This window comes from Erythrobacter sp. W302b, from assembly GCF_046452395.1.
In the GTDB taxonomy this organism is placed as follows: domain Bacteria; phylum Pseudomonadota; class Alphaproteobacteria; order Sphingomonadales; family Sphingomonadaceae; genus Erythrobacter.
Genome location: NZ_JBKFDH010000001.1, coordinates 1324134 through 1344994, shown reverse-complemented (window position 1 = coordinate 1344994; position 20861 = coordinate 1324134). Strand labels below are relative to the sequence as shown.

Genomic DNA, 20861 nt, shown 5'->3' with positions numbered 1-20861 from the left:
TTCCGATGTTTCTTGACAGGATCAAGCCGCGCGCCGCGCAGGCGCGCAGGGGGAAAGTGTAATGGCAAGCAAACCCAACCGCTCCATTGCCGAGCGGATGTTCGCGCGCAAATCCATCGCTCAGGTGCAGCGTGAAACCGCCAACAGCGAACTCAAGCGTTCGCTCGGCAAGTGGAACCTGCTGCTTCTGGGCGTGGGTTGCATCATCGGGGCGGGTATCTTCGTGCGCACCGGCAGCGCGGCGGCACTTCACGCCGGGCCGGCGGTGCTGCTGAGCTTCGTGGTGGCGGGCATCGTCTGCGCCTTTGCCGGGCTTTGCTATGCCGAACTCAGCTCGACCCTGCCGGTCTCGGGCTCGGCCTATACCTATGGCTATACCACGCTGGGCGAATTCGTGGCCTGGACCATGGGGGTGCTGCTGCTGCTCGAATATGGGATCGCCGCGGCGGTGGTCGCGGTGGGCTGGGGCGGCTATGTCGTCAGCCTGCTGGCGGACTTCGGCATCGTCATTCCCCCGCAGCTGACCGGCCCCACGGGCTACACGCTGATGCGTGACGGGGTGCCGGTGCTGGTCGATGGCCAGACGGTTACGACGATCTTCAACCTGCCCGCTTTCCTCATCTGCATCGCTCTGTCGCTGCTGCTGATCCTGGGCGTGTCGGAAAGCGCCAAGGTCAACAACATCATCGTTGCCATCAAGGTCAGCGTGCTGGCGGCCTTCATCGTGGTCGGCGGTCTGATCGTGCTGGGCAATCTGCCGGAACTGATCGCGACCAACTGGACGCCGTTCATCCCCGAGAACACCGGTGACGGCGAGTTCGGGGTCGACGGGATCATGCGTGCCGCTTCAATCGTGTTCTTCGCCTATATCGGCTTCGAAGCGGTCTCGACCGCCGGGCAGGAGGCCAAGGACCCGGCCAAGGACATGCCGTTCGGCATCATCGGATCACTGGTGGTCTGCACCGTGATCTACATGCTGGTCGCCGCGATCATGACGCTGCTGGTGCCTTACAACACCCTCAACGTTCCCGATCCGGTGGCGGTGGTGGTCGATGCCTTCGGCCCGCAGTGGGGCTGGCTCGCCAAGATCATCAAGATCGGCGCGATCATCGGTCTGACCTCGGTGGTGCTGGTGCTGATGTATGGCCAGACCCGCATCTTCTACACCATGGCGCGCGACGGGTTGCTGCCGCACGTCTTCTCGAAGGTGCACCCGAAGTATCAGACCCCGTGGATCAACACCCTGCTGGTCGGCCTCATCACCGCGATGGCGGCGGGCTTCCTCGACATCAACCTGCTGGGCGATGCGACCTCGGTGGGGACGCTGGCGGCGTTCGCCATCGTGTGTCTCTCGGTGATCTACCTGCGCCGGGCCGCGCCTGATCTGCCGCGCGGGTTCAAGGTGCCGTTCTATCCGGTGCTGCCGATCCTCGGGATCGCGTCCTGCGGCTACCTGATCACCACGGTGCCGGGTCACGTGCTGCTGCTGTTCCTCGGTTACCTGGCGGTCGGGATGGTGATCTACTTCTTCTACGGGATGCATTTCTCGAACTTGCAGACCGGACGGGATCAGGACGAAGGGCCTGATATGGGCGAGTTCCCCGGGCCGGTCGTCGACGACTGACAGGATCGGGCGTTAGCGCTTCGGGGGGCGCGGGGAGCATAGGCTTCCCGCGCCCTTTGCATTTGCCAGCGCGCCAATGTTGGAACATAAAGCGAACATATGAGTCGTTCGCCTATGCCCTTTACGCCCTCCAAACCGTCACCCGCCCGTGTGCTGTCCCGCGCTGCTGGCCTGTCTGCGCCCGATGCGCGCTGGCGGCCGGGGCTGGATGCGCAGCCGTTCCACTCGGAAATCTTCGCCTCCGCCCATGAGGCGAGCGGGGCGGGCTTGGCGCTCGCGCTGGCGCGTGACGCCTTGGCGTCAAATGCAGCGGATGGCGCGGTCGAGGATACGCGCCAGGTGCTGTGGGTGCAGGACCGCGCCGCGATCCGCCTGGGCGGGCGGCCCTTTCTTGCGGGCCTGCCGCCCGATCTGCGCCGCCGCCTGATCCATGTCGCCGCCGCCACGCCGGAGGACGCGCTGTTCGCGCTGGAGGAGGGGCTGAAGTGCCGCGATCTCGCCTGCGTGATCGGGGAGATCGCGGGCAATCCGCGCGCGCTCAGCTTCACCGCCTCGCGCCGGTTGAGCCTGACGGCGGAACGGCACGGGGTGCGATTGTGGCTGGTGCGGCTTGATGCCGAGCGCGACCTTTCCTCGGCCAGGATGCGCTGGCAGGCCCGCGCCGCGCCGTCCCCGCCGCCGCTCTGGAACCCTGCCGCCCCCGGCACCGCCAGCTGGCATGCCGAACTGTTCCGCGCGCGCGCCCATGCGCCGGGCGAATGGATGCTTTGCGATGACACTGGAACCCTGCGCCTCCGCTCCGATCCTGACACCGATGTCGCCGCCGCGCCGGATCCTGTCCATCTGGCTCGCCCGACTGTCGGTCGATCGCTGGCGGCGCGCGCACGCGCCTGACGCGCAGGCTGCCGCCGATGCCGCGCCCACAGCGCTGATCCTCGAAACCGCGCACGGCCCGCGCATCACCGCTGCCAATGACGCGGGGCTTGCCGCAGGTGCGCGGACGGGGATGTTGCTGGCGGATGCGCGCGCGCTCTGCCCTGATCTGGTCGCGGTTCCGGCTGATCCGGCAGGCGATCTCGCGGCGCTGGAGAAGCTCGCCTTGTGGGCGCAGCGCTGGGGGCCGTGGAGCGCGCTCGATCCGCCTGACGGTCTGCTGGTCGATGTTACCGGAGCCGCCCATCTGTTCGGCGGCGAGGAGGCGCTGCTCGCTGATGTCGCCGCCGTCTTCGCGCAGCGCGGCCTTACCGCCCGCGCTGCGCTCGCGCCGACGGCGGGGGCGGCCTGGGCGCTGTCGCATTACGGACGGGGAGGCGCGATCATTCCTTCCCCATTGAGGGAGGAGATGCTGCGCTTCCTCGGCGATCTTCCCGTCGCCGCGCTCAGGCTCGATGACGACGTGCTCACCGTGCTGCGCCGGCTCGGGATCAAGCGGCTCGGCGAGCTTGCGGGGGTGAGCGGCGCGGGCGAGGATCCGGGGCGGGAGGCCGCCGCGCGCGATGCCCTGCGCCGCCGGTTCCGCAATCACCGCTCCCCCGCCGCCAATCCGCTGCTCCGGCTCGATCAATTGCTGGGCCGCGTGCCCGAACCGATGCTGCCGGTGGTCGAGCGGCCGATACCGCTGGTGCAGCGCCGGTTGATGGAGCCGCTGCGCCACCGCAACCTGCTCGACCGGGTGGTGGTGGACCTCGCCGCTGACATGGTGCGCGCACTCGAAGCGCGGGGGGAGGGGGCACGGCGCCTCGAACTGGCGCTGTGGCGGGTGGATGGCGAGGTGTTGCAGCGCCGCATCGAGCTCGCCGCCGCCACGCGCGAGGTCAGCCATATCACCCGGCTGTTTGCCGCGCGGCTCGATGATGTCGAGGCCGGGTTCGGGATCGAGGCGGTGCAGCTGCGCGCCAGTTGGAGCGAGCCGCTCAGCCTCAGCCAGGCCGATCTTGATGCGGCGGCGGAAGACCACGGCACCGCGCTGGCTGCCTGCATTGACCGACTGACTGTTCGGCTCGGCCCCAAGGCGGTCACTCGCCCGGTCGCTCGTGCCAGCCACATCCCCGAACGCGCGCAAAGCTGGCAACCGCCGCTCGCTCCGGTGCCGCCTTCGCAGGATGCGCTGGCCTTCCACACCCGTCCGCTGAAGCTGCTTGATCGGGCCGAGCCGATCGCGGTGCTCTATGCTTCGCCCGATGGCGTGCCGCAGCGGTTCCGCTGGCGCGGGACTGTGCGCGATGTCTGCCGCGTCGAGGGGCCGGAGCGGATCGCGCCCGAATGGTGGCGCGAACGCTCGACTGCGCGGCTGCGCGACTATTACCGGATCGAGGACGAGGCCGGGCGGCGGTACTGGATTTACCGACAGGGAACCCTTGGCGACGGCCGGGGCGGGGTGCCCGACTGGTTCCTGCAAGGGCTCTATGCCTAACCTCTGTTTACCGGCTTGCTCAGGTTTCTTTTACGGATTTGTGCAAAGCATCACCCATGCACCTTCATTCGATCCCACGCGCGTCCGAACGTCGGCCGATGAGTCTCACGGTGAAGAGCCGGGTGCGCTCACGCGTGGTGTTTGTCGATCTGATCGATATCTCCGAAGGCGGCTGCAAAATCCGGGCAAAGGCCGGATTTGCCGAAGTCGGCGACCGGGTGATGATGAAGGTCAATGGCATCAACGCCCCGCTCGGCACGGTCGCCTGGATCGAAGGGCAAGTCGCCGGTGTTGCTTTCGAAGGGGCGATCCACCCCGCTGTGATCGACTATCTGTGCGATCAGCAGGACGACCGTGACACCGGCCCAAGGCTGCGCCGCATCGTCTGACAGGCGCTTGCAACCTTTGCATTTGGCGATGGAGTGATAGGAACATATAAGGAACACTTGAAAGGTGTTCCCCGTTCCGATGGCTCAGCAGACTCTCCGCCAGAAACTCGAGATCCTCGCCGATGCGGCGAAATATGATGCGTCCTGCGCGTCATCCGGCACAGCGAAGAAAAACTCGCTGGGCGGCAAGGGCATCGGCTCGACCGAGGGGATGGGCATCTGCCACGCCTATGCGCCGGACGGGCGCTGCATCTCGCTGCTCAAGATCCTGCTGACCAATCACTGCATTTTCGATTGTCACTACTGCATCAACCGCAAGAGCTCGAACGTGGCCCGCGCGCGCTTCACGCCGCAGGAGGTGGTGGATCTCACGCTCAATTTCTACCGCCGCAACTATATCGAAGGGCTGTTCCTGTCCTCCGGCATCGTGAAGAATGCCAACCACACGATGGAGCAGCTGGTCGAGGTCGCGCGGATATTGCGCGAGGAGCACGATTTTCGCGGCTATATCCACCTGAAGACCATTCCCGAGGCCGATGCCGAGATCATCCACGCTGCGGGCCTCTATGCCGACCGCGTCTCGATCAATGTCGAACTGCCCACCACCGCCGGCCTGACCCGCCTCGCGCCCGACAAGAATGCGGGCCAGATCGAGGGCGCGATGGGGCGCACCAAGGCGCGCATCATCGAGGCCAAGGACGAAAGGAAGCGCTTCCGCCACGCGCCCCGCTTCGCACCCGCAGGCCAATCGACCCAGATGATCGTCGGCGCGGACGGCGCCAATGACGCGGCGATCATCGGCAAGGCGAGCCGACTCTATGGCAGCTTCGGGTTGAGGCGCGTCTATTACAGCGCCTTCTCGCCGATCCCCGATGCCTCCGCGGTGCTGCCGCTGAAGCGCCCGCCGCTGCTGCGCGAGCACCGGCTCTACCAGTCCGACTGGCTGATGCGCTTTTATGGTTTCGCCCCGCAGGAAGTGGCCGACGCGGCCGAGGCGGATGGCAATCTGCCGCTCGATATCGACCCCAAGCTCGCCTGGGCGCTGAAGTTCCGCGCAAGCTTCCCGGTCGACGTCAACCGCGCGCCCCGCGAACTGCTGCTGCGGGTGCCGGGGCTGGGCACCAAGGCGGTGGCGCGTATCCTCACCGTGCGGCGGCACCGGACATTGCGGCTCGAGGATGTCGCGCGGTTGACGGCCTCGGTCGCCAAGGTGCGGCCCTTCATCTGCACGGTCGACTGGCGCCCGACCCTGCTCACCGACCGCGCCGATCTGCGCGGGCTGCTGGTGAAGAAGTCCGAGCAGCTGGAGCTGTTCTGATGACAGCGATGCAGCACGTCTCGCTCGGCGCGCACTACGCCGTCCACCTTCCGGCTCCGGATGATTTCGCCTTCTGGCGCGAGCGGGCGCGGGGGCTTGTCCAGTGCGACGTGCCGCCCGACCGGGTGAGCTGGATCGAGCCGGGCGGGACGGGCGATCTGTTCGCCTCCGAAGGCCCGTCCCGCGGCGAGAAGCGCCTGCCCCCGCCTCCCGCCGACCCGCGTGCCGTGCGCGCCAGCCAGCGCTTCCTCACCGTCGCCCGCAGCGCTGCGCTGCATTCCGACCCTGCGCGCTTCGGGCTGCTCTACCGCGTGCTGTGGCGGCTCCAGCGCCAGCCCCGCCTGATGGAGGACAAGGCCGATCCCGAAGTCCGCCGCCTTGAAGAACTCGCCAAATCGGTGCGGCGCGACGCGCACAAGATGCACGCCTTCGTCCGTTTCCGCGAGGTGCAGGAGGAAGACGCCACCCCGCACTTCGTCGCCTGGTTCGAGCCCGATCACCACATCGTCCGCGCCGAGGCTGCCTTCTTCATGCGCCGCTTCGCCAACATGCGCTGGTCGATCCTCACCCCGCGCGGCAGCATCCACTGGGACGGCGAGGTGATGCGCGAGGGGCCTCCGGCGCGGCGCGAGGATGCGCCGCAGGGCGATCCGGTCGAGGCGCTGTGGCGCTCCTACTACGCCTCGATCTTCAATCCGGCGCGGCTGAAGGTCGGCGCGATGCTCTCGGAGATGCCGAAGAAATACTGGAAGAACCTGCCCGAGGCCGAGCTGATCCCGCAGCTGATCGCAGGCGCTCAGGCGCGGGAGGCGGCGATGGTCAGGGCGGGCGAGCGCGAGGAACGGGCGCGGCCCGCCAGCCTCGCCGAGGTCGCGCAAGGGGCGGCCGCCTGCCGCGATTGCCCGATCGCCGACTGCGGCACCCGCGCCGTAGCGGGGGAGGGGGCACCGGGCGCGGCTCTCATGATCGTCGGCGAGCAGCCGGGCGATCAGGAGGACATCGCCGGTCGGCCCTTCGTCGGCCCCGCCGGGCAATTGCTGGACGATCACCTCACCCGCGCCGGGATCGACCGGCAGGCGGCTTACGTGACCAACGCCGTCAAGCACTTCAAGTTCGTCTGGAAGGGCAAGCACCGCCTCCACCAGTCGCCGGGGGCCAAGGAGATCGACACCTGCCGCTGGTGGCTTGAGGCCGAGCGGGCGATCGTGCAGCCGCGCCTCGTGCTGGCGCTGGGGGCGAGCGCGGCGCGCGGGTTGCTGGGCAAGACGGTGAGCATCACCAGGGCGCGCGGCACGCCGATGCGCCTCGATGACGGCACCGAGCTGTGGGTCACCGCGCATCCCTCCTACCTGCTGCGTCTCGAGGGCGAGGCGCGCGAGGCGCAGGCGCGCCTCTTTGCAAGCGATCTTGCGGCGGTGAAGGAGCGGCTTGGCGAGCTTGAGGAGGCCAATTCCCGTTCGCCCTGAGCCTGTCGAAGGGCCGTCCTTCCCTTTGGCCTCGCACCGAAGAAGGGCAGTCCTTCGACAGGCTCGGACGAACGGAGGTTTGCCCTATGCCAGACGCCCCGCTCACCCCCGATAAGCGCACCTTGCAGGTCGATCCCGACGGGATTGCGCCCCCGCCGCGTGCGGACTTCGTCGAGCTCGGCCTTGTCAGCTGCTTCAGCTTTCTGCGCGGGGCGTCCGATGCGGTCGATCTGGTGCTGGCGGCGCACGCGCTGGGCTACGACGCGCTGGGGATCGCGGACGTCAATTCAATGGCTGGTGTGGTGCGGTTGCATACCGAGGCCAAGACGCTGAAGCTGCGCCCCGTGATCGGCTGCCGGATCGAGACGGTCGAGGGTCTCGCCTTCCTCGCCTACCCCGAGGATCGCGCCGCCTATGGGCGCTTGTGCCGGTTGATCAGCGCAGGCCGGATGCAGACGCTTGCCGGGGAGTGGCAGGACAAGGGGGTGTGCGAGATCGACCTGGCGCTGCTGGCGGCCCATGCCGAGAGCGTGCAGCTAATCCTGCTGCCGCCCGATGATCTCGAGGCCGAGCTCACGATCGCGGTGCCAAGCAATGTCATCCCTTTTCCCCGTCCCGGCCCCCGAGCCGGGACCCCGCTGCCCTCCGATAGCGGCCCGCAAGAGAGCGGGGCCCCGGATCAGGTCCGGGGCGGGGGGAGTATGGAACGCACTGCCAGCTTCACCGATCTTGTTTCCGATATCGCAGAGCAGCTCCCCACCCTCCGCCACCTCGCCGCAAGCTACCTCTACCGCGGCGATGACATTGCCCGGATCGAGCGCCTCGACAGCCTCGCGCGCGACCACGGCCTGACGCTGCTCGCCACCAACGACGTCCACTACCACGCCCCCGAGCGCCGCGCGTTGCAGGATGTGATGACCGCGATCCGGCACAAGACCACCGTGGCGGCGGCCGGGCACCTGCTCCACCCCAATGCCGAGCGGCACCTGAGGTCGCCGGAGCAGATGCAGCGCCTCTTCGCCCGCTGGCCCCACGCCATCGCTGCCGCGCGCGAGGTGGCGGACGCTTGCGATTTCAGCCTCGATGAGCTGCGCTACGAATACCCCGAGGAAATCTACCCCGACGGCCAGACCCCGCAGGCCTTTCTGGAGAGCGAGGTCTGGGCGGGGGCAGGGCGGCGCTACCCCTCGGGCGTGCCCGATAGCGTGCGCCAGACGCTGGAGCGCGAGTTGGCGCTGATCGCCAAGCTCGATCTCGCCCGCTACTTCCTCACCATCAAGGACATCGTCGACTTCGCGCGCGGCTGCGATCCGCCGATCCTGTGCCAGGGGCGGGGGAGCGCGGCCAACTCGGCGGTGTGTTACGTCCTCGGCATCACCAGCGTCGACCCCGCCAAGCACCAGCTCCTGTTCGACCGCTTCATCTCGGAGGAGCGGAAAGAGCCGCCCGATATCGATGTCGATTTCGAGCACGAGCGGCGCGAGGAGGTGATCCAGTACATCTACAAGAAATACGGTCGCCACCGCGCGGGGCTGTGCGCGACCGTGATCCACTACCGCCCGCGCATGGCGATCCGCGAGGTGGGCAAGGCGATGGGCCTCTCCGAGGACGTCACCAGCGCCTTGGCGCGCACGGTGTGGGGCGGGTGGGGGCGCGAGATTTCCGAAAAACACGCCGCCGAAACCGGGCTCGACGTGACCGACCCGCACTTGCGGCGCGTTCTGAAACTCACCGAGCAGATGATCGGCATGCCGCGCCATCTCGGCCAGCACGTCGGCGGCTTCATCCTCACCGAAGGCGCGCTCACCGAGACTGTCCCGATCGGCAATGGCGCCATGCCCGAACGCTCCTTCATCGAGTGGGACAAGGACGATATCGACGCCTTGGGCATCCTCAAGGTCGATGTGCTGGCGCTGGGAATGCTGACCTGCATCCGCAAATGCCTCGATTTGCTCGGGGCGCATCATGGCCGCCCCCTGACCCTCGCCACCGTTCCGCGTGAAGACCCCGAGACCTACGCCATGCTGCGCAAGGGCGATTCGCTCGGGGTGTTCCAGGTGGAAAGCCGCGCGCAGATGAACATGCTGCCGCGCCTGCGCCCGCGGGAGTTCTACGACCTCGTCATCCAGGTTGCGATTGTCCGCCCCGGGCCGATTCAGGGCGACATGGTCCACCCCTACCTCAAGCGCCGCCGCGGCGCGGAGCCCGTCCGTATCCCCGCGCCTGCCCCTGAACACGGGCCGCCCGACGAGCTCACCAGTATCCTAGGGCGCACCTTGGGCGTGCCGATCTTTCAGGAACAGGCGATGAAGATCGCGCTCGACGCGGCGAAGTTCTCCAGCATTGAGGCCAACCGGCTGCGCAAGGCCATGGCGACCTTCCGCAGCCGCGGCATGGTCGATGAGCTTCAGGACATGATGGTCGAACGCATGGTCGCGCGCGGATACGACCGCGACTTCGCGCAGCGCTGTTTCAACCAGATCAGGGGCTTCGGCGAATATGGCTTCCCGGAGAGCCACGCGGCGAGTTTCGCGCAGCTGGTCTATGTGTCGAGCTGGCTCAAGTGCCACTACCCGGCCGCCTTCGCCGCCGCGCTGCTGAACTCGCAGCCGATGGGCTTCTATGCCCCGGCGCAGATCGTGCGCGATGCGGTGGAGCACGGGGTGATGGTGCTGCCCGTGGATGTGAACGCGAGCGCGTGGGACTGCACGCTGGAGCCGCTCGAAGAAGAGGTTTCACGCAGAGATCGCAGAGGAGCAGAGAGGCGCGGAGATGTTGCGCTTGCGGCGAAGCCGCAGATTATCTCACACGAAGACACGAAGATGTCGCACGAGGTTGCGGCCAGTGCCGCTCTCTTCGTGTCTTCGTGTGAGAATTCTTCAAGGCCGCTGCGCGGCGGTTGCGATGCCTCTGCTCCTCTGCGGTCTTTGCGTGAACCCGTGCGCGACCGCAGCCACGCCCTGCGCCTCGGCCTGCGCCAGATCGATGGGTTGCCCGAACACGTCGCCGCCGCGTTGGTCTCGGCGCGCGAGAGCGGGGGGGCTTTCCGCGACATCGCCGATCTGCGCGCGCGGGGCGGGTTGTCACCTGCCCATATCGAGCGCCTCGCCAGCGCCGATGCTTTCACCTCGCTGGGCCTCACCCGCAGGCAGGCCCTGTGGGATGCCCGCAGCCTCATCCCCGCACCCGATCTGCCGCTGTTCCGCGCGGCGGGGGTGCGCGAGGAGGGGGGCGAGCGTGCCGCGATCCGTCTGCCCGCCATGCCTCTGTCGGAGGAAGTGGTGGCCGATTACCAGACCACCCGCCTCAGCCTCAAGGCGCACCCGATGGCCTTCCTGCGCGCCGATCTCGCCGCGCGCGGCTTCGTGCGCGCGGCCGATCTGCGTTCGCGCAAGTTCCGCAGCATGGTGCAGGTTGCTGGCGTGGTGCTGATCCGCCAGCGGCCAGGCAGCGCCAAGGGGGTGACCTTCATCACGCTCGAGGACGAGACCGGGGTGGTCAACCTCGTGGTCTGGCCCGATCTCAAGGAAAAGCAGCGCAAGGTGGTGATGGGCGCACGGCTGATGGAGGTGCGGGGCCGCGTGGAATATGATGACGAGGTGATCCACGTCATCGCCGCCCACATGACCGATGCGACGCACCGGCTGCACGCGCTGTCCGACGATCTGCTCGACGCCCCGCTCGCCCGCGCGGACGAGGTCAACAAGCCGATGCCCGAGCGCGGGCCGCGCCCGCGTGACATGATCGACGAGCTCGCCCCGCTCCCGAATGTGACCGGCCACCCGCGCGATCACAGAATCCTGCCCAAGTCGCGGGATTTCCATTAGGCTCGGATCATGCCCCGCACGAAGCCCAATCGCCACTATCGCGCCGCCCGTCTTGCGCTCGCCGCGCTGGTGCTGCTGGCAGCGGCAATTGCCGGATGGCAGTGGCTCCAGTCGCACCCGGAACATAGCCCATGGGCGCCGCTCGATCTGCGCGATCCGCCGGGCTGGGCGACCCGCTCGAAGCTGATCGCCCTGCGCAGCGATGTGACCGAGTGCCGCGCGGTGCTGGAGCGCAGCGATATTGCCTTCACCGCGCTGCCAGCCACGGGCAAGGGGGCCTGCGCGCGGCCTGACCGCACCCAGCTCGGCGATTATCCGCTCACACCCGATACGCCTGCGGTGACCTGTCCGGTGGCGGCAGCGCTCGCATTGTGGCGGCGCGATAGTGTGGCGCCCGCGGCGCGCAACATCCTCGGTAGCGATCTGGCGCGGATCGAGCACCTCGGCGCGTTCTCCTGCCGCCGGATGTATGGCGGGGCCGATGGGCCCTGGAGCGAGCACGCCACCGCCAATGCCATCGATATCGCCGCCTTCGTGCTGGACGACGGGCGGCGGATCAGCGTGCTGGGCGATTGGGATGGGGAAGGGGACAAAGCCACCTTCCTGCGCGCTGTGCGCGACGGGGCGTGCGGCAGCTTTGCGACCGTGCTTTCACCCGATTACAACGCTGCCCACGCCGACCACTTCCACCTCGATCAGGATGATCGCTGGGCGGGCGTGTGCCGCTAGCTCGCCTCGAGTGCGTAACCCGCTGACCGTACCGTGCGGATAGGGTCTTTCGCCCCATCAACCCCGATGGCCTTGCGCAGGCGGCGGATGTGGACATCGACCGTTCGCAGCTCGATATCCGAACCGGTGCCCCATACCCCGTCAAGCAGTTGGCCACGGCTGAACACCCGGCCCGGGCTTTCCATGAAGAACTTGAGCAAGCGATATTCGGTCGGTCCCAGCTGGAGCGCACGGCCGCGGCGCTGGACCTTGTGGGCGACGGGATCGAGCCGCAGATCGCCCACTTCGATGGTTTCGCCTGCCAGTGCCGGGCGGATGCGGCGCATCACAGCGGCGACGCGGGCCAGCAGTTCGCGCGGGGAGAAGGGCTTGGTCAGGTAATCGTCGGCACCGGTTTCCAGCCCGCGCACCCGGTCATCCTCAGCCTCACGCGCGGTGAGCATGATGATGGGCACGTGCGCGGTGCCCTTGTCGCGGCGCAACCGGCGGCAGACCTCGATCCCGCTGGTGCCTTCGATCATCCAGTCGAGGATGATCAGATCGGGGGTCTCTTCTGCTGCCAGAACAAGGGCTTCGTCGCCATCGCCGGTGCAGCGCACGGCGTAGCCCTCGTTCTGGAAACGGTATTCGAGCAATTCGGACAGCGCCGGATCATCTTCGACCAGCAGCAACTTCGCAGCGGACATGCCACACGTCTCCTCAAGCCCGCTGATGCGGGCGACACCAAGCGCTATGTGTCACTCGCGCGACAATTTGATGAAACACCGCCACGAATGCAACCGGATCGCCAGAAGTCCCGCGGTTGCGGGCGACAAACCGTGACTGTTCCACGTGAAACACCCGCGCGAAGCGGTAGGGCGTGTCTAAAACCTGCGATAGGCCGACAAAAACGCGACAGCGGAAACGCCCGGTCTAGCGGTCGCCCTCGGGCGGGTAGACCCCGGTTGCCGCGAAGTGCACCATTTCGGCCACGTTGGTTGCATGGTCGCCGATCCGCTCGATATTACGGGCCACGAACAGCAATTGCGCCGCGCTCGAAATGGTCGAAGGGTTTTCCACCATATAGCTGACAAGATTGCGGAAAATGCTGTTGTAGAAGCCATCAACCTTGGCGTCGGTCGCGATCACTTCGCGCGCCAGATCGGGGTCACGCGCGGCATAAGCGGTGAGCACGTCGTGCACCATTTCGCCCGCGAGTTCGCCCATGGTGGGGAGCAGGGTGAGCGGTTCGAACCGGGCGCGGCCTTCGATCATGCCGGTGCGCTTGGCGATGTTCTTGGAATAGTCGCCGATCCGTTCGAGGACGCCGCCGATCTTCAATGCGGCGATCACTTCGCGCAGGTCGTCTGCCATCGGCGCGCGCAGGGCGATGATCCGCACGGCGAGCTTGTCGACTTCGATTTCCAACGCATCGATCCGCTTGTCACGCGCCACCACCTGCTCGGCCAGCGCCTCATCCCCGCGCACCAGCGCATCGAGCGATTCGGCAATCGCGACTTCAGCCAGACCGCCCATTTCGGCGATCAGGCCACGCAGCCGGGTGATATCCTCGTCGAATGCCTTGACGGTATGTTCAGCCATCAGCCGTAACGTCCTGTAATATAATCCTTGGTGCGTTCTTCAATCGGATTGGTGAAGATTTCCGAGGTCGGGCCATATTCCACCATCTTGCCGAGGTGGAAGAACGCGGTGCGCTGACTAACGCGGGCGGCTTGCTGCATCGAGTGGGTGACGATCACGATAGCGTAGCGCCCGGAGAGTTCATCGATCAGTTCCTCGATCTTGGCGGTTGCGATCGGATCGAGCGCGCTGGCCGGTTCATCCATCAGGATGACTTCGGGGTCTACCGCGATGGCGCGGGCAATGCAAAGCCGCTGCTGCTGGCCGCCCGAGAGCGCGGTGCCTGAATCGTCGAGCCGGTCCTTGACCTCGTCCCATAGGCCCGCACGGGTCAGCGAGCGTTCGACGACGATATCCAGATCGGCCTTCTTCTCCGCGAGGCCGTGGATCTTGGGGCCATAGGCGATGTTTTCGTAGATCGACTTGGGGAAGGGATTGGGTTTCTGGAACACCATCCCCACGCGCGCGCGCAGCTGCACCACGTCCATCCGGCTGCCGTGAATGTCCTCGCCATCCAGCTCGATCAGGCCGGTTACCTTGGCGGTGCCGATCGTGTCGTTCATGCGGTTGAAGCACCGCAGGAAGGTCGATTTCCCGCAGCCCGACGGACCGATGAAAGCGGTGACATAATTGGGCGAGATGTCGATCGACACCTCGTCGATCGCCTTCTTGTCGCCGTAGAAGACGCAGACGTCCCGCGCGCGGATCTTCGCGCTTTCGTCAGCCATATTGGGATGGATTACAGTCACCAGCGTTTCTCGAACTTGTTGCGGAGGTAAATGGCGAGGCCGTTCATCGTGAGCAGGAACACCAGGAGCACGATGATAGCCGCGCTGGTGCGTTCCACAAAGCCACGGTCAATTTCATCGGACCACAGGAAAATCTGCATCGGCAGAACCGTGGCAGGCGACGAGAAGCCTTCGGGCGGGGTGGCCACGAAGATGCGCATCCCGATCAAGAGCAGGGGCGCGGTTTCGCCCAGCGCGCGGGCCATGCCGATGATGGTCCCGGTCAGCATCCCCGGCAGCGCCAGCGGCAGCACATGGTGGAACACCACCTGCACCGGCGAGGCCCCGATGGCGAGCGCGCCGTCGCGGATCGAGGGCGGGACCGCCTTGATCGCATTGCGCCCGGAAATCACGATCACCGGCATCGTCATCAGCGCGAGCGTCATCCCGCCGATGAGCGGCGCGGATCTGAGGTTTGGAAACAGCGCGAGGAACACCGCCAATCCCAGCAGGCCGAAGATGATCGAGGGCACGGCGGCGAGGTTGCTGATCGACACTTCGATGATGTCGGTCCAGCGGTTCCTGGGGGCGTATTCTTCCAGATAGAGCGCCGAGAGCACCCCGATCGGGAAGGCCAGCACCAGCGTTACCAGCATCGTCAGCATCGAGCCCTTGAGCGCGCCCCAGATGCCGACCGCCTGCGGACTGGTCGCGTCCGACCGGCTGAGGAAGCCCATATCCCAGTTGCGCGACAGCTTGCCTTCCTTTTCGAGCCGCTCCGCCAGCGCTTGCATGGCAGGCGGGCCTTCGCCCTGAAGTCCGGCTGCCAGCGCCGAAGAGGTCGGCAGGTTGAACGTCTGGCTGCGGGTGATGAGATCGGGATCTTCGGCCAGCGCCGCGGCGATATCGCGCCATGCCTCGGCCGAGATTTCTGCGGCCGCATCCTTGCCCAGTTGCTCTTCGGCAAAGAAGGTCACGATGTCGGGCAGGCCCTGCATTTCGAGCGTTTGCATCGCGCTCGGCGCAGTCAGCGAGACAGCATCGCCGGTCACGCCGCTGGTGGGAAAATCAATCGTCACTTCAACTTCGGCGCGCTGGAAACCGGCAACGCCATTGATCAGCATATTGCCGAGCAGGAACACCAGCACCGCAACCGAAAACAGCACAGCGCCAAGGCCGACCCGGCGGAAATTGCGCTCGGCCCGGTAGCGCTTGGCAAGGCGCTGCTCGAACTCTGGCGTGCGAGTTGGGCGCATTGTTTGCTCTTCTGCAACATCGTCGTGGGGAAGGGCGGAACTGCTCATTCGTAGGCCTCGCGGAAACGCTTGACGACGCGCAGGGCGATGAAGTTGAGCGCCAGCGTCACCATGAACAGCACAAAGCCCAGCGCATAGGCGCTGAGTGTCGCGGGGTGATCGGTGCTCTGCTCGCCCGTCAGCAGCTTGACGATCTGCACCGTAACAGTGGACATTGGTTCAAGCGGGTTGGCGGTGAGATTGGCGGCGGGCGACGCGGCCATCACCACGATCATCGTTTCCCCAATCGCGCGGCTGACAGCGAGCATGATGCCAGCGACGATGCCCGGCAGGGCGGCGGGGAACAGCACCTTGCGGATCGTTTCAGACTTGGTCGCGCCCATCGCGAGGCTCCCGTCACGCATCGCGCCGGGAACAGCCGCCATGGAGTCGTCCGCCATCGAAGAAACGAAGGGGATGATCATCACCCCCATCACGATCCCGGCGGCGAGCGCGCTTTCGGTTGAAGCGTTGGTTATCCCGATGGCAACCGCTGCGTCGCGGATCATCGGGGCGAGCGTCAGCGCGGCAAAATAGCCGTAAACCACCGTCGGCACACCCGCGAGCAGCTCAAGCAGCGGCTTGATCCAGGTGCGGACCTTGGGATCGGCATATTGGGTAAGGTAGATTGCGCTCATCAGGCCCAGCGGGATCGCCACGATCATGGCGATAATGGCGCCAATGAAGATCGTCCCCCAGAACAACGGAATCGCGCCATAGCGCGACGGATCGACCGCATCGGGGCTGCCCATCGTGTCCGGCCCCCACTTGGTGCCGAACAGGAAATCAATCGGCGAGACCATGCCGAAGAAGCGCACGGTTTCGAACACCAGGCTGACGAAAATGCCGAGCGTCGTGAGAATCGCCACCAGCGAGGCCAGCAGCAGGATCGTCATCACCGTGCGTTCAACCCGCGTGCGCGCCCCGAATTGCGGGCGCAGCCGCAGGAAAGCGAGCGCGCCGCCTGCCACCGCGATCAGGATGGTCACCAGAATGCCGATGGTGTTGTAATGGGAAAAGGCGTCGCGGAACGGCACGATCAGCGGTTCCGCCTCGTCATTGAACACGCCGGGCGCCTGCCCCAAGGCCACGGCGCGAGCTTCGCCAAGGAAGGCGTCGCGTTCAAAACCGAAGAGGGGAAGGCTTTCGGCAGCGGGCGAGGCCAGCACGGTTTGCAGCACCAGTTGCGGCGCGATGACCGACCAGGCGACCACAAACACCAGCACCGGAATCACCACCCACAGGGCGACGTACCAGGCATGATAGACCGGGCGCGAGGCCGGACGCAGCGCCGGGTCGCTCGACGCAAAGCTCCATGCCTTCGCCCGGCCAGCCAGCCAGCCCAACAGGCCCAGGCCCAAAGCAATCAGGATCAGCGTGATCGGCGACATGTAAGAGACCTGTGTTCCCTGCAGGAGATGCGCTTTGGCGTTCAGGCCTCCGAATCTCGGAATCGAGACCGGCGGGCAGTCCGGCCCCTATGCCATGACGGGCGCATGTTGAAGAAATAAGACACTACTATGACAGTTGTTGCGTTTCCGTCTGAGGCGCGGTGGTTTCTTCGGGGGCAATCGGGGCAGCAACGGTGGGCGGATCGGGCTCGGCGAGGGGGATTCGCACAACCACCCGCGTGCCTTTGCCAAGCTCGCTGGTGATGTCGAGCCGCCCACGGTGACGCTCGACGATGTGCTTGACGATGGCGAGGCCGAGCCCCGTTCCGCCTGATGCACGGCTGCGGCCCGGATCGGTGCGATAGAAGCGGCGGGTGAGATGCGGGATCTGCTCAGGTGCAATCCCTTCGCCTTCGTCGGCCACTGCGATCCGCGCCAGATCACCCTGCGCCAGATCGAGCACGACGTTGACCGGCGTGTCCGGTGCGCCATATTTCAGGGCATTATCAACGAGGTTGCGCACCACCTGCTCAAGCTGCTGAAGGTCGCCCAGCACCACCGGTTCAGCCGAAATGTCGAGCATCAGCCGATCCAGCCGTGCAGGCCCCGCCGCATCGCGCGCCGCGCGTTCGACCAGCGAGGCAAGGTCGATGCGTTCGGTCGGCAGGTCGTGCTTTTCGGCTTCGACGCGCGACAGGCTCATCAGGTCACTGACCAAGGCGTGCAGCCGCTGCGCCTCCCGCTCGATAATCCCGAGGAACTTGCGCGCGGTCGGCGTATCGAGCCCCTCGTCGCCTTCCTGCAAGGTTTCGACATAGCCAAGAATGGCGGCGAGCGGCGTGCGCAATTCGTGGCTGGCATTGGCCACAAAATCGGTGTGGGCGCGGCTGATGTCGGCCTCGGCGGTCTGATTGATGAATTCGAGCATCGCCAGCCGTTCGTCGAGCCGCTGGCGATTGATCTGCCAGATATCGCCGCGCCGCACGAGCCCGCGCACGATGGCTTCGCCCTGGCGATTCTCGTTGAGGAGCGAAATCGCCTCGGGCTGGCGCAGGGCAACGCGGGCGTCCTGGCCGATCACATGCGGCCCCAGCATCTTGCGCGCCGCCCGGTTGGCAATCGCGATCGTGCTGCGTTCGGTGATGACCAGCGGGGTGGAGGAATTCTCGATCAGGTCGCGGATCGAATCGAGTGACAGGCGTTGCTTCACCTTGGCTTGGGGCGGTTCTGGCGGGCGGCCGGCGGCGACCAGCAAGGAGCCTACCCACACCGTGAGCACCGCAATCGCGATGACCACCTCAGTCCCCAGCAGCAACAGCGCCACGAATGTCACCGCCGCAAGGCTGATGCCGGCGATGGGAATGTTCTGGCCGTTGCCCATGGCTCCGGCTCTTACAGCCAAGCATTGGGTGTGGAAAGGGTGGGCGCTCGGAACCGGGCATGAAAAAGGGCGGCAAGACCGAAGCCTGCCGCCCTGTTTTGTCGCATCCGAAGATGGTGACCCCTACGGGAATCGAACCCGTGTTTCAGCCGTGAAAGGGCCGCGTCCTAACCGCTAGACGAAGGGGCCGTCGCGATTGCGAGAGCGCGCAACTAGGGGCGTGAATCGGATCGGTCAAGCCCCGTTTGTGCAGCGCGCGGGAAATTTACGCCGCAGCTGGATCAATCGGCGAAGGCGGCGTCTTCCAGATGCAATTCGGCTGCCGGGCGGTTGCCCCAGTCGTCCAGCTTGACTCTCCCGGCGAGGTAGAACCGGCGGCCCTGGTGGCGGTGCAGCAGAGTCTGGCCCATCTCGCTTTCGCCCGCCCGGAAAGCGATGGCCTTGAAGCTCTTCCCGTCATTGCCGCTGGCGACCAAGCGCAGGTGATCCTTGCCGACGATATCCGCCTTGATGATCCGCACCGGGCCAACGGCGATGCGCGGGGCGGGCCAGCCCACGCCGTAAGGGCCAGCCGCTTCCAAGGTTTCAACCAGTTCAGGAGTCAGTCCGCCCGGTGCCAGCGCGAGATCAAGGAGCATCGCAGCGCCCGCCCGCGAGCGCTCGACGTCGCGGGCGAGACGTTCATCGAGGAACCCGGCAAAATCGGACAGGCGCGCCGGATCGATTGTCAGACCCGCTGCCATCGCATGGCCGCCGCCTGCCACCAGCAACCCGGCCTCACGCGCAGCGATGATGGCCGCGCCAAGATCGACGCCGCTGATCGAACGGCCCGAGCCTTTGCCCTGCGTCTCATCCAGCGCGATGACCACAGCAGGCTTGCCGGTCTTTTCCTTGATGCGTCCGGCGACAATCCCGATCACGCCGGGGTGCCAGCCGTGTCCGGAGAGGACCTGCACGGCCATATTGTGCTGCCCGGCGAGCTGCGCCTCGGCTGCCTCCTGTACCTCCGCCTCGATCGCGCGGCGTTCCTCGTTCAGTTGCGAGAGCTGCGCGGCGATGGCGCGGGCTTCCTCCGGGTCGGCGGTGGTGAGCAGCCGCACGCCCAACGTCGATTCGCCGATCCGTCCGCCAGCATTGATCCGCGGGCCAAGCGCAAAGCCGAGGTCGCTCGCTTGCGGGGCGCGCGTGAGGCGGCTTGCATCCATCAGCGCCGCCATCCCGATGCGTTCGCGCCTTGCCAGCACCTTCAACCCCTGCGCGACAAACGCGCGGTTGAGCCCATGAAGCGCCGCGACATCCGCCACGGTGCCAAGCGCGACCAGATCGAGCAGACCCATCAGATCAGGTTCACGGCGGTGTTCGCCAAACCAGCCGCGCCCTCGCAAGGTCCGCACCAGCGCCACGCCGAGCAGGAACGCGACCCCCACCGCCGCCATATGGCCGTGCGCCGCGCCAAGATCGCTCTCGTCCAGGCGATTGGGATTGACCAGCGCAGTCGCTGGGGGAAGGTCGGGCGAGCACTTGTGGTGGTCTACCACGATCACGTCGACCCCGGCATCGCGGGCCATGCCAAGCGCCTCATGCGCCATCGCGCCGCAATCGACCGTGACGACAAGGCTCGATCCGGTTTCGCCGAGCCTGATCAGCGCTTCGCCCGAGGGGCCATAGCCTTCGAGCAGGCGGTCTGGGATGTAGTAACCCGCATCCAGACCCAATTGGCGCAGCAATTCCACCAGCAGCGCGGCACTTGTGGCACCATCCACGTCATAATCGCCGTAGATCGTCACCCGCTCGCCGGTCATGACGCTGTGGGCGAGGCGTTCGGCGGCGGTGTCCATGTCGCGGAAGGTCGATGGGTCGGGCAGGAAGGCTCGGATTGTCGGTTGGGCATGACGCGGCAGGTCATCCTCGGACACGCCGCGGGTCAGCAGCAGCTGATCGAGGATCGCATGATTGAGACCATGCGGACCACCAGCCTGTGCTTCGTCCAGCTCCATGTTGCCCCCACGCCAGCGCCACGCCTTGCCCGACAGCGAGACGGCAACGCCGAGTACCGGTGCAAACGGAGGGGGTGACAGGGTGTGGGAGGCCATCCGGGCGTGTTAGCGCAACTGCGTGGCCACTGACAGGTGCGGGCGGTTGACAATCGACAGGTGCAAAGCCCAGCCTCGCGCCATGACCACAGAACCTTGCCTGCTGATCATCTGGCATAGCCGCACCGGAGCGAGCGCGGCCATGGCGCAGGCCGCGGCCAATGGCGCAGGGGCCGTGGGCTTACTGGTGTCCGCCAGCGATGTTTCGCCCGAAATGCTGCTGACATCTGACGGCTACATCTTCTGCTGCCCTGAAAATCTGGGCAGCGTGAGCGGGATGATGAAGGAAATGTTCGACCGTGCCTATTACCCCGTGCTCGGGCAGATCGAAGGCCGCCCCTACGCCACGCTGATCGCAGCCGGATCGGACGGGGAGGGCGCTACGCGCCAGATCGACCGGATCGTGACCGGGTGGCGATTGCGGCGGGTTGTGGAACCCTGCATCGTCAATCTGGCAGCGCAGACCCCTGAAGCCATCACTGCGCCCAAAAGAGTCCCGGGCGAGGCTCTGGATCAGTGTCATGACATCGGTGCCGCCATGGCCGAAGGGCTCCGGCTCGGGCTGTTCTAGGAATTGCTCCAGAACG

The 20861-nt window shown here is 66.3% G+C and carries 16 protein-coding genes and 1 tRNA gene; 9 read left to right on the top strand and 8 right to left on the bottom strand.

From position 1 onward, the window contains the following. Positions 1 to 61 precede the first annotated feature (61 nt). The 8 genes from ACLBKT_RS06540 to ACLBKT_RS06505 all read left to right on the top strand — a co-directional run bounded on the left by ACLBKT_RS06540 (position 62) and on the right by ACLBKT_RS06505 (position 11766). Positions 62 to 1624, top strand: coding sequence for an amino acid permease (locus ACLBKT_RS06540; RefSeq protein ID WP_410182134.1), 1563 nt, complete (start codon positions 62 to 64; stop codon positions 1622 to 1624). Positions 1625 to 1723: 99 nt separating this feature from the next. After that, positions 1724 to 2518 (top strand): recA-like protein, encoded by a 795-nt coding sequence (locus tag ACLBKT_RS06535; RefSeq protein ID WP_410182133.1) that lies wholly within the window; start codon positions 1724 to 1726, stop codon positions 2516 to 2518. Then, a complete protein-coding gene (locus tag ACLBKT_RS06530; protein WP_410183661.1) occupies positions 2439 to 4037 on the top strand; it encodes a DUF6504 family protein in 1599 nt (532 codons plus the stop codon). Before ACLBKT_RS06535 ends, ACLBKT_RS06530 begins: the two co-directional genes overlap by 80 nt. A 56-nt stretch (positions 4038 to 4093) precedes the next feature. Then, the gene (locus tag ACLBKT_RS06525) at positions 4094 to 4426 is read left to right on the top strand and encodes a PilZ domain-containing protein (RefSeq protein ID WP_410182132.1); all 333 of its coding nucleotides are present in this window, start codon (positions 4094 to 4096) and stop codon (positions 4424 to 4426) included. A 79-nt stretch (positions 4427 to 4505) separates the two neighbouring features. Beyond that, positions 4506 to 5744, top strand: coding sequence for a putative DNA modification/repair radical SAM protein (locus ACLBKT_RS06520; RefSeq protein ID WP_410182131.1), 1239 nt, complete (start codon positions 4506 to 4508; stop codon positions 5742 to 5744). Then, on the top strand, positions 5744 to 7210 hold the full coding sequence (locus tag ACLBKT_RS06515) for a UdgX family uracil-DNA binding protein (protein ID WP_410182130.1): 1467 nt from the start codon (positions 5744 to 5746) through the stop codon (positions 7208 to 7210). The genes ACLBKT_RS06520 and ACLBKT_RS06515 overlap by 1 nt, the downstream gene beginning before the upstream one ends. An 86-nt stretch (positions 7211 to 7296) precedes the next feature. Further along, positions 7297 to 11037, top strand: coding sequence for an error-prone DNA polymerase (locus ACLBKT_RS06510; RefSeq protein WP_410182129.1), 3741 nt, complete (start codon positions 7297 to 7299; stop codon positions 11035 to 11037). A gap of 9 nt (positions 11038 to 11046) precedes the next feature. After that, positions 11047 to 11766, top strand: a complete 720-nt coding sequence (locus ACLBKT_RS06505; RefSeq protein ID WP_410182128.1) for an extensin family protein — start codon at positions 11047 to 11049, stop codon at positions 11764 to 11766. Here ACLBKT_RS06505 and phoB read toward each other — a convergent pair. The 8 genes from phoB to recJ all read right to left on the bottom strand — a co-directional run bounded on the left by phoB (position 11763) and on the right by recJ (position 20274). Then, the gene (gene phoB, locus ACLBKT_RS06500; protein ID WP_410182127.1) at positions 11763 to 12452 is read right to left on the bottom strand and encodes a phosphate regulon transcriptional regulator PhoB; all 690 of its coding nucleotides are present in this window, start codon (positions 12450 to 12452) and stop codon (positions 11763 to 11765) included. The genes ACLBKT_RS06505 and phoB overlap by 4 nt on opposite strands. Positions 12453 to 12678: 226 nt before the next feature. Beyond that, positions 12679 to 13347 carry a phosphate signaling complex protein PhoU gene (gene phoU, locus ACLBKT_RS06495; protein WP_410182126.1) on the bottom strand — a complete coding sequence of 223 codons (669 nt, stop codon included), beginning with the start codon at positions 13345 to 13347 and terminating at the stop codon, positions 12679 to 12681. Next, positions 13347 to 14114: a phosphate ABC transporter ATP-binding protein PstB gene (gene pstB / locus ACLBKT_RS06490; RefSeq protein ID WP_410183660.1), complete on the bottom strand. Its 768-nt coding sequence runs from the start codon at positions 14112 to 14114 to the stop codon at positions 13347 to 13349. The genes phoU and pstB overlap by 1 nt, the downstream gene beginning before the upstream one ends. 17 nt (positions 14115 to 14131) lie before the next feature. Beyond that, positions 14132 to 15370, bottom strand: coding sequence for a phosphate ABC transporter permease PstA (gene pstA / locus ACLBKT_RS06485; RefSeq protein WP_410182125.1), 1239 nt, complete (start codon positions 15368 to 15370; stop codon positions 14132 to 14134). A 44-nt stretch (positions 15371 to 15414) separates the two neighbouring features. Continuing rightward, the gene (pstC, locus tag ACLBKT_RS06480) at positions 15415 to 16800 is read right to left on the bottom strand and encodes a phosphate ABC transporter permease subunit PstC (RefSeq protein WP_410182124.1); all 1386 of its coding nucleotides are present in this window, start codon (positions 16798 to 16800) and stop codon (positions 15415 to 15417) included. 127 nt (positions 16801 to 16927) lie between these two features. Then, positions 16928 to 18181, bottom strand: a complete 1254-nt coding sequence (locus tag ACLBKT_RS06475) for a sensor histidine kinase (RefSeq protein ID WP_410182123.1) — start codon at positions 18179 to 18181, stop codon at positions 16928 to 16930. 114 nt (positions 18182 to 18295) lie between these two features. Then, positions 18296 to 18370 (bottom strand) — tRNA-Glu (locus ACLBKT_RS06470). A gap of 92 nt (positions 18371 to 18462) precedes the next feature. Next, positions 18463 to 20274 carry a single-stranded-DNA-specific exonuclease RecJ gene (gene recJ / locus ACLBKT_RS06465; RefSeq protein WP_410182122.1) on the bottom strand — a complete coding sequence of 604 codons (1812 nt, stop codon included), beginning with the start codon at positions 20272 to 20274 and terminating at the stop codon, positions 18463 to 18465. Positions 20275 to 20356: 82 nt separating this feature from the next. Here recJ and ACLBKT_RS06460 point away from each other — a divergent pair, with 82 nt between their 5' ends. Beyond that, positions 20357 to 20845, top strand: coding sequence for a flavodoxin family protein (locus tag ACLBKT_RS06460; protein ID WP_410182121.1), 489 nt, complete (start codon positions 20357 to 20359; stop codon positions 20843 to 20845). Positions 20846 to 20861: the final 16 nt, after the last annotated feature.